This is a genomic window from Streptomyces sp. NPDC006265 (assembly GCF_040613555.1).
GTDB lineage: Bacteria > Actinomycetota > Actinomycetes > Streptomycetales > Streptomycetaceae > Streptomyces.
Map to the genome: position 1 here is coordinate 1 of NZ_JBEXSH010000353.1, position 8,526 is coordinate 8,526.

At 69.0% G+C, this 8,526-nt stretch carries 9 protein-coding genes; 6 read left to right on the forward strand and 3 right to left on the reverse strand.

Annotated features, from left to right (window positions below; all coding sequences use genetic code 11):
- Positions 1-101 precede the first annotated feature (101 nt).
- Complete coding sequence (locus ABZ281_RS25960; protein ID WP_356659163.1) at positions 102-509, reverse strand: MazG nucleotide pyrophosphohydrolase domain-containing protein; 408 nt, start codon at positions 507-509, stop codon at positions 102-104.
- Between the two features lie 94 nt (positions 510-603).
- Here ABZ281_RS25960 and ABZ281_RS25965 point away from each other — a divergent pair, with 94 nt between their 5' ends.
- Entirely contained in the window at positions 604-1,605 is a 1,002-nt protein-coding gene (locus tag ABZ281_RS25965; RefSeq protein ID WP_356659165.1) for a TAXI family TRAP transporter solute-binding subunit, read from the forward strand.
- 28 nt (positions 1,606-1,633) lie between these two features.
- On the opposite strand, the gene ABZ281_RS25970 is transcribed toward ABZ281_RS25965, so the two are convergent.
- Positions 1,634-3,040, reverse strand: coding sequence for a HAMP domain-containing sensor histidine kinase (locus ABZ281_RS25970; protein WP_356659167.1), 1,407 nt, complete (start codon positions 3,038-3,040; stop codon positions 1,634-1,636).
- 9 nt (positions 3,041-3,049) lie between these two features.
- Positions 3,050-3,736 (reverse strand): response regulator transcription factor, encoded by a 687-nt coding sequence (locus tag ABZ281_RS25975; RefSeq protein ID WP_031103505.1) that lies wholly within the window; start codon positions 3,734-3,736, stop codon positions 3,050-3,052.
- Positions 3,737-4,029: 293 nt separating this feature from the next.
- Here ABZ281_RS25975 and ABZ281_RS25980 point away from each other — a divergent pair, with 293 nt between their 5' ends.
- From ABZ281_RS25980 to ABZ281_RS26000, 5 genes are all read left to right on the forward strand, one after another.
- Positions 4,030-4,806 (forward strand): amino acid ABC transporter ATP-binding protein, encoded by a 777-nt coding sequence (locus ABZ281_RS25980; RefSeq protein WP_030853335.1) that lies wholly within the window; start codon positions 4,030-4,032, stop codon positions 4,804-4,806.
- Between the two features lie 75 nt (positions 4,807-4,881).
- On the forward strand, positions 4,882-5,724 hold the full coding sequence (locus ABZ281_RS25985) for a glutamate ABC transporter substrate-binding protein (RefSeq protein WP_356659169.1): 843 nt from the start codon (positions 4,882-4,884) through the stop codon (positions 5,722-5,724).
- A 129-nt stretch (positions 5,725-5,853) separates the two neighbouring features.
- Positions 5,854-6,531: an amino acid ABC transporter permease gene (locus ABZ281_RS25990; protein ID WP_356659171.1), complete on the forward strand. Its 678-nt coding sequence runs from the start codon at positions 5,854-5,856 to the stop codon at positions 6,529-6,531.
- On the forward strand, positions 6,528-7,436 hold the full coding sequence (locus ABZ281_RS25995; protein WP_356659173.1) for an amino acid ABC transporter permease: 909 nt from the start codon (positions 6,528-6,530) through the stop codon (positions 7,434-7,436). The genes ABZ281_RS25990 and ABZ281_RS25995 overlap by 4 nt, the downstream gene beginning before the upstream one ends.
- Before the next feature lie 275 nt (positions 7,437-7,711).
- The coding region (locus ABZ281_RS26000; protein ID WP_356659175.1) for an FAD-dependent monooxygenase at positions 7,712-8,526 on the forward strand (815 nt) is incomplete at its 3' end.

Sequence of the window (8,526 nt, forward strand, 5' to 3'; positions counted from 1 at the left end):
GGCGAACGAGGCCGAGGCACCGGTCGCCGACTGGTGAGGGGTGAGCCGGGCGGCCGAGGGTCCCGGCGACCACCCCGCGCGTGATCCCCGGGACGACCGGGTCAGGCGCCCCCGCCCGGCGCCCACCCCTGCCTGCGCAGCACCCCCGGCACGTCCGGCGCCTCGTAGTGCTGCCCCTTGAGGACCTTGCCGTCCTCGCGGCGGGAGACCGAGCCGTCGGGGCTGATCTTCGTCATGTTGGAACGGTGGACCTCGGCGAGCACCGCGTCCAGGTCGATGCCGTGCACCAGAGCGGTGCCGTAGGCGACGTAGACCACGTCCGCCAGCTCGTGGGCGAGCCGGTCGAGCGGGCCACGCACCGACACCTCCGCCACCTCGGCGGCCTCCTCCGCGAGTAGCTCGCCCCGGTGAGCGGCGAGTTCCGGGGAGACCTCCGTCGGCGCACGGCGGGCGTCCAGGCCGAAAGCGCGGTGGAATTCACGGACCAGGTCGGCGGGCGAAGAGCTCATGAGGGCGAGCGTAGTGGCGGCCACTGACACTCCCCCGCCCTCGCCCTGGACCCTGCCCTGGTCAGAGGGCACCCCGGCTGGCAGGATCGCCCGCATGTCCAGAACGCTCCCCCCTATCGGCAGGCGCGGGGCCCTGCAGGGCGGCACGGCCGCCCTCGTGGTCCTCGGCATGCTGCTGTGGTGGCTGCGCCCCTGGGCCGAGGAGCCGCCGAGCGGCACCATCACGCTCAGCACGGGCACCCGCTCGGGGGTCTACCACAAGTACGGCAGGCTCCTGAGCCACGAGATCGACAAGAACATGCCCGACCTGAAGGTGCGGCTGCGGCCCAGTGCCGGTTCGCAGGAGAACGTCGCGGACGTGGCGACGGGCGACGCGGACTTCGCGATCGCCGCGGCCGATGCCGTCGCCACGTACAAGCTCGCCAGGGACCCGGGTGCCGACCGGCTGCGCGGTGTCGCCCGCCTGTACGACGACTACGTCCAGCTGGTCGTGCCGCCTGACTCGGACATCCGCTCCGTCGCGGACCTGCGGGGCAAGCGCGTGGCCATAGGGCTGCCCGACTCCGGCGTACGGCTGATAGCCAATGGCGTGCTCAAGGCGGCCGGCATCGACCCGGAGAAGGACATCAAGCCGTCGTCGGACGGCATCGACACCGGACCCGAGCGGCTGGGCCACGGCCTGGACGCGTTCTTCTGGTCGGGCGGCCTGCCCACAGACGGGCTCAGCCGGCCCGCCGAGAAGTCGGCGTCGGCCTTCAGATTCGTGCCGATCGACGCCAAGCTCGTGGCCAAGCTGCACGACCAGGGCGGCGCCACGCGCTACTACCGGGCCACGAAGATGCCGGAATCGGCCTACCCCACCATCCAGCGCGGCAGGGCGATACCGACGCTCGCGGTGTCCAACCTGCTGATCACGCGCAGCGACATGGATCCGCGGCTCACCGAGTGGCTGACCCGTACGGTGCTCGACAGCCGGGATCTCATCGGCGCGACCGTGCACTCCGCCCAGCTGGTCGACGTCCGCACGGCGATCTACACCGACCCCGTGAAACTGCACGTCGGCGCCCGCCACTACTACCAGTCGGTCAAGCCGTAGTGCTCGGCATCTCCCGCTCCGCGCCTCGTCACGCAGTGGGCGCCGACCGCGGCACCGCCACCGTCACCCTCAGCCCGTGCGGTTCGTGGCGGTCGTACGCGATCGAACCGCCGCCCGCCGCGAGCAGCGCCCGCGAGATGGACAGCCCGAGGCCCGATCCCTTGATGTTCTGATGCCGTCCGCTGCGCCAGAAGCGGTCGCCGACGCGGGCCAGCTCTTCGTCGGTGAGGCCGGGGCCGTGGTCGGTGACGACGACGGTCGAGGTGTCGCCGCGGGAGGCGACGCTCACCTCTACGGTCTGGTCCTCGGGCGTGAACTTCACGGCGTTGTCGATGACCGCGTCCAGCGCGCTGGACAGCGCGACCGGGTCGGCCCACGCGGTCGTCGGTGGGCAGTCCCCCAGCAGCCGCACACCCTTGGCTTCGGCGGTCGGGGCCCAGGCCGCGAGGCGTTCGGCGGCGAGCTCGCCGATGTCCGTGATCTTCAGATCCGCCTCGGTGTGCTCCGCCAGCGCCAGGTCGAGCAGGTCGTCCAGGACCTGCGCGAGGCGCTTGCCCTCGGCCTGGACCGAGGCGATCTCCTTGTTGCCCTCGGGCAGCTCGAAGGAGAGCAGCTCGATGCGCAGCAGCAGCGCCGCGAGCGGGTTGCGCAGCTGGTGCGAGGCGTCGGCGACGAAGGCGCGCTGCTGCTCCAGCACGTCCTCGACGTTGTCCGCCATCTCGTTGAACGACCGGGCCAGACGCTGGAGTTCCGGCGGCCCGCCGGCGGCGGCCACCCGTGACTTGAGCCGCCCGGTGGCGATGTCGTGGGTGGTGGCGTCGAGCACCCGTACGGGTTTGAGCACCCAGCCGGTCAGCCGCAGGGCGGCACCGACGGCCAGCAGCATCGCGGCGAACTCACCCGCGCCGATGACCAGCCAGCCATGCAGCGTGCGGGAGCGCATCTGCCCCGTGGGCGAGTCGGTGACGACGACCGCGACGACGTCCCCGTCCCGGATGACCGGCGAGGCCACCACGAGGTTGCGGCGCTGCCAGGGCCACACCTGCTTCGGGTCGTGACTGCGGCGGCTGAGCTTCGCCTCGGCGAAGGCATCCCGGACCTCGCCCTCCTGGGGCAGCGACCACTTCGCCGGGGCGTGGGCCATGGGCGTGCCGGTGCGGTAGAAGACACCGGAACGGATGCCGTAGACCTCGTAGTAGCTGCGCAGCTCGCTGCTGAGGGTCGCCAGCCGCTCGTTCTCGAACGCGCCGGTGGCCCCGTCGGGCGAGTCGGTGACGAACTGTGCGAGGGCGGCGAAGCGCGCCGTGTCGTCGATCCGGTCGACGACGACCTTCTGCTGCTGCGCGCCGGCGAGGCTCACGGCGAGCGGAACACCGAGCGCGAGCAGCACGGCCGCCATCAGGATGATGAGCAGCGGGAGCAGACGAGTGCGCACCCGGCCCCGCTACCCGGCAGGCGCGACGAGCCGGTAGCCGACTCCGCGTACGGTCTCGATGAGGGCCGGCATGCGCAGCTTGGCGCGCAGGGACGCCACATGCACCTCAAGCGTCCGCCCGGTCCCCTCCCAGCTGGTCTGCCACACCTCACTGATGATCTGCTCCCGGCGGAAGACCACCCCGGGCCGCTGCGCGAGCAGGGCCAGCAGGTCGAACTCCTTGCGGGTCAGCTGGATCACCGAGCCGTCCACGCTGACCCGGCGGTTGGGCAGCTCGATGTGCACCGGGCCGAGCCGCAGCTCGGTCTCGATGCCGCTGGAGGTGTCCTCGTGGGAGGTGCGCCGGCTCACGGCGTGGATCCGGGCGAGCAGCTCCCCGGTGTCGTAGGGCTTCACCACGTAGTCGTCGGCGCCGAGGTTGAGACCGTGGATGCGGGAGCGCACGTCGGACCGGGCGGTCACCATGATCACCGGGGTGCTGGTCCGCTTGCGGATCTTGCCGCAGACCTCGTATCCGTCCTGGTCGGGCAGGCCCAGGTCGAGGAGGACGACGCCGAAGCAGTCGCTCTCGGGAACGAGGGCCTGGAGGGCCTCCTCACCGCTGCGCGCGTGCGTGACGTCGAACCCGTGCCGCGCCAGGACCGCCGACAGGGCGGCGGCGACGTGGTTGTCGTCCTCGACGAGCAGCAGTCTCATCCGGGCCTGGGCCCCCTTCGGTTCACTGGCCGTACGATCTAGTTGTGTACAAAAAACGTGCACGCGCGCGTGCACCTGGTGCAGTCACGCTGATGGATGAGGACGGCGTCAAGAGGGTTCCGGTTGCGGAGCGCTTCCGTTACCCGGCCGATATGAGCGCTGCTCATAAGCGCTACGACACGTGTCCGATTGCTATCGGATCGTGATGCTCAGATTCCCCTCAGATGTAATGACGCAGGTCGTAGAGGGTTACTACTGTCCTCCGAAACCGAGGAGGACGGAGCCTGAGAGCGATGACCGAAGTATCGGTGGCCAAGGAAGATGTGGCCGCGACCGGAGAACTGGTCGTCCTGAAGAGCGTCAACAAGCACTTCGGCGCGTTGCACGTACTCCAGGACATCGACCTGACGATCGCCCGCGGTGAAGTCGTGGTGGTCATCGGGCCCTCCGGGTCCGGCAAGTCCACCCTGTGCCGCACCATCAACCGTCTGGAGACGACCGACTCCGGGACGATCACCATCGACGGCAAGCCGCTGCCCGCCGAGGGCAAGGCGCTCGCGAAGCTGCGCGCCGACGTCGGGATGGTCTTCCAGTCCTTCAACCTCTTCGCGCACAAGACCGTGCTCGAGAACGTGATGCTCGGCCAGATCAAGGTCCGCAAGAAGGACAAGAAGGCGGCCGAGGAGCGGGCTCGCGCCCTGCTCGACCGGGTCGGTGTGGGCGCGCAGGCCGAGAAGTACCCGGCGCAGCTCTCCGGCGGCCAGCAGCAGCGCGTCGCGATCGCCCGGGCGCTGGCCATGGAGCCGAAGGTGATGCTCTTCGACGAGCCGACCTCCGCGCTCGACCCCGAGATGATCAACGAGGTGCTGGAGGTCATGCAGCAGCTCGCCCGCGACGGCATGACCATGATCGTCGTCACCCATGAGATGGGTTTCGCACGATCGGCCGCAAACCGCGTGGTGTTCATGGCAGACGGCCGAATCGTCGAGGAGGCTGCGCCCGACCAGTTCTTCAGCAATCCGCGCAGCGATCGTGCCAAGGACTTCCTGTCGAAGATCCTGCACCACTGACGGCGCGGGTCGCGCCAGCGACGATCCGCGTCACCCGCAACGACGGTTTTCTCTTCACGGCAAAGGATGTTCACGATGAAGCTCCGCAAGGTCTCCGCCGCGGCCGCCGCCGCTCTCGTCCTCGCTCTGACCGCCACCGCCTGTGGTGGCGACGACGGTGACTCGAACGGCTCCGGCTCCGGTGGCGGCGACAAGATCAAGATCGGCATCAAGTACGACCAGCCGGGCCTGGGCCTGAAGGAGCCCGACGGTTCCTTCTCCGGCTTCGACGTGGATGTGGCGACGTACGTGGCCAAGGAACTGGGCTACAAGCCCGACCAGATCGAGTGGGTCGAGACCAAGAGCGCCGACCGTGAGAACGCGCTGTCCCGCGGTGACGTGAAGATGATCGCGGCGACCTACTCGATCACCGACGAGCGCAAGCAGAAGGTCGACTTCGCCGGTCCGTACCTGCTGGCCCACCAGGACCTGCTGGTGAAGAAGGACTCGGACATCAAGGAGGGCACCGACCTCAACGGCAAGAAGCTGTGCTCGGTAGCCGGCTCCACCTCGGCCCAGAACGTCAAGGACGAGATCGCACCGAAGGCCCAGCTCCAGCGTCTCGGCGGCTACTCGGAGTGCATCGCGGGTCTGCAGAGCGGCGCCATCGACGCCGTGACCACGGACGACTCGATCCTCGCCGGCTTCGCGGCGCAGGACCAGTACAAGGGGCAGTTCAAGCTCACCGGGCTCAAGCTGAGCAACGAGAACTACGGCATCGGTGTGAAGAAGGGCGACACCGCGACCGTGAACAAGATCAACGACGCGCTGGAGAAGATGGTCAGCGACGGCGCCTGGGACAAGGCTGTCAAGGACAACTTCGGTCCGGCGAACTACAAGAACGAGCCGGCCCCGAAGATCGGCCAGATCGTCCAGTAACGCGGGACTCCGCCGACGCAGGATCCCCGCGATCACAGCGGGGATCCGCAGGCGCGCCGCCGCCCCTAGCTTCTCCGGCGGCGTGGCACGTCCGCTGCCCAAGCCACACACCCGGAAGCGCGGGAGATCGTGTTCGACTTTCTATCTGACTATGACGACCCGAGCCTGTTGGGTGCCTTCTGGGTCACGGTGCAGCTCACCGTCCTCTCGGCCATCGGATCCCTGATCTGGGGCACCCTGCTCGCGGCCATGCGGGTCAGCCCTGTCCCGCTGATGCGCGGGTTCGGCACCGCCTATGTGAACATCGTCCGGAACATCCCTCTCACCGTCATCATCGTCTTCACCTCGCTCGGCCTCGCCAACATCTTCGGCGTAACGATGGGCGTCCCCGACGACTTCGAAGCGAAGGCATTCCGCCTGGCGGTGCTCGGCCTGGTCGCCTACACCGCCGCCTTCGTCTGCGAGGCGATCCGCTCGGGCATCAACACAGTGCCTGTCGGCCAAGCGGAGGCGGCCCGAGCCATCGGGCTGAGTTTCAGCCAGGTCCTGCGGCTCATCGTGTTGCCGCAGGCGTTCCGCTCGGTCATCGGGCCGTTGGCGAACGTGCTGATCGCGTTGACCAAGAACACGACCGTGGCGGCCACGATCGGCGTGGGGGAGGCCGCCCTCCTGATGAAGGACATGATTGAGAACGAAGCTCAGACAGTGCTCATCGGCGCGGTCTTCGCCTTCGGTTTCGTGGTACTGACCCTGCCCACCGGCCTGATCCTCGGCTGGCTGAGCAAGCGACTGGCGGTGAAGCGATGACGTCCGTCCTCTACGACGCCCCCGGCCCGCGGGCCAAGCGGCGCAACGTGCTCCTCTCTGTGGTCTTCTTCGTCCTGCTCGCCCTGCTGCTGTGGTGGGTCTGGCAGACGATGGACGACAAGGGCCAACTGGAGTGGTCCCTGTGGAAGCCGTTCACCACGTCCCAAGCGTGGACGACGTACCTGCTGCCGGGCCTGGCCGATACCCTGAAGGCCGCGGCCCTCGCCATGGTCATCGCCCTCCCGCTGGGCGCCGTCCTCGGCATCGCACGCATGTCCGACCATCGCTGGGTGCGCATCCCGTCCGGCGCGGTGGTCGAGTTCTTCCGGGCGATTCCGGTGCTGCTGCTGATGCTGTTCGCGAACGAGTTCTACGTCCGCTCCACGGGCATCCCCAGCGATGAGCGGCCCCTTTACGCGGTCGTCACCGGCCTGGTGCTCTACAACGCGTCGGTCCTCGCCGAGGTCGTCCGCGCGGGCATCCTCTCCCTGCCCAAGGGGCAGTCGGAAGCCGCCATGGCGATCGGCCTGCGCAAGGGCCAGACGATGAGCAGCATCCTGCTGCCACAGGCCGTCACCGCCATGCTTCCGGCCATCGTCAGCCAGTTGGTCGTCATCGTGAAGGACACGGCGCTGGGCGGCGTGATGCTCGGGTTCACCGAGTTGCTCAACACGCGCAGCACCCTCGCGGCCAACTACGCGAACGTCATCCCCAGCTTCATCGTGGTGGCGGTCATCTTCATCGTGCTGAACTTCATCCTTACGTCCTTCGCCTCGTGGCTGGAGCGCAGGCTGCGCCGCAGCAAGCGGAGCACGGGTGCTGTTCTCGGTGCCGACAAGGTCGACGACGTGAACGCAGCCGAGGTGGGCGGCACCTACGGCGCCGGTGCCGGCGGCTCCATCTGACGCTCCGACAACGTCTCCTCCTGTGGCCCGCTGGGTACCCGGCGGGCCACAGTCGAGCCAGAAGCCAGTCGGTGGCGCCCACGGCTGACGCCCCCTCAAGTGACGAGCGTTTCGCCCGCTACCCTTGATGCGGTGCCATGATCGCCACCAGCCCCTGGTCACTTGACGCAAGCACCGGCAATGGGTTGCATACGTTCTGTGATCGTGCACCCTGCTCCAACTTCCTGTTCACCCACGTCTCTCAGGACACCACCGCGGGCAGGGGGCGCCTCGCCGTGGACCCGGTGATCATCGTCGGAGCGGGGCCCGTCGGGCTCACGCTCGCCTTGGCGCTGGCGCGTCAGGAGGTGCCGTGCGTGGTCCTCGACGAGGGCCCGGGCAAGGACGAACCCCGCGCGGCGCGCACCGTCGTCCTGCGCGAGGACACCGCCGCCCTGGTGGAACGGCTGACCGGAATGCCCCTCGCCCGGGCCGGTGCCCGCTGGGCCGGATGGCGGTCGATCCGGCGCAAGCAGGTGATGCGCGAGATCGTCTTCGACGACACCGAATCCGCCCCTCTGCACATCGCCCAGCACGTGCTGACCGGCGCCCTGCGCGCGGCCCTCGCGGACGAACGGCTCGTCAAGGTCGCGGTCGAAAGCCGCCTCGACGGCCTCGAACAGGAGTCCTCGGGCGTCACGGCCCACACCCGCGGCCCCAAGGGCACGTGGTGGCGAGGCAGCTACCTGGTCGGCTGCGACGGCCCCCGCTCGACCGTGCGCAAGATCCAGGACATCCGCTTCCCGGGCCGTACGGCGGTGGAACGTCACGCCGTCGCCGCGCTCCGTACGGAACTGCCCTGGCCAGACGAGGCGTTGCTGCACCGCCTGCCGCCCTGGCGCATGTCCGGGCCCTCGGCCGGCGAGGTCACCGCGCGCCCGCTGCCGGACGGCGTCTGGCGCCTGGACTGGCTCCTACCGCCCGGCAAGGACCTGGTCACTCCCGAGCTGCTGCTCACCCGCATCCGGGAGACCCTGGCCGGCTGGGCGGGCGGTACACGCTCGTGTAGGCCCGGACCGGCACATCCAGCTTGTCGTCGTCGAAGCCGAAC

Excerpts from the sequence above, each read along its gene's own strand:
- ABZ281_RS25975 (WP_031103505.1), bottom strand. The coding sequence starts at position 3,736 with ATGAGACTGCTGCTCGTCGAGGACGACAACCACGTCGCCGCCGCCCTG.
- ABZ281_RS25995 (WP_356659173.1), top strand. The coding sequence starts at position 6,528 with ATGACGTCCGTCCTCTACGACGCCCCCGGCCCGCGGGCCAAGCGGCGC.
- ABZ281_RS25960 (WP_356659163.1), bottom strand. The coding sequence starts at position 509 with ATGAGCTCTTCGCCCGCCGACCTGGTCCGTGAATTCCACCGCGCTTTC.
- ABZ281_RS25985 (WP_356659169.1), top strand. The coding sequence starts at position 4,882 with ATGAAGCTCCGCAAGGTCTCCGCCGCGGCCGCCGCCGCTCTCGTCCTC.
- ABZ281_RS25965 (WP_356659165.1), top strand. The coding sequence starts at position 604 with ATGTCCAGAACGCTCCCCCCTATCGGCAGGCGCGGGGCCCTGCAGGGC.
- ABZ281_RS25980 (WP_030853335.1), top strand. The coding sequence starts at position 4,030 with ATGACCGAAGTATCGGTGGCCAAGGAAGATGTGGCCGCGACCGGAGAA.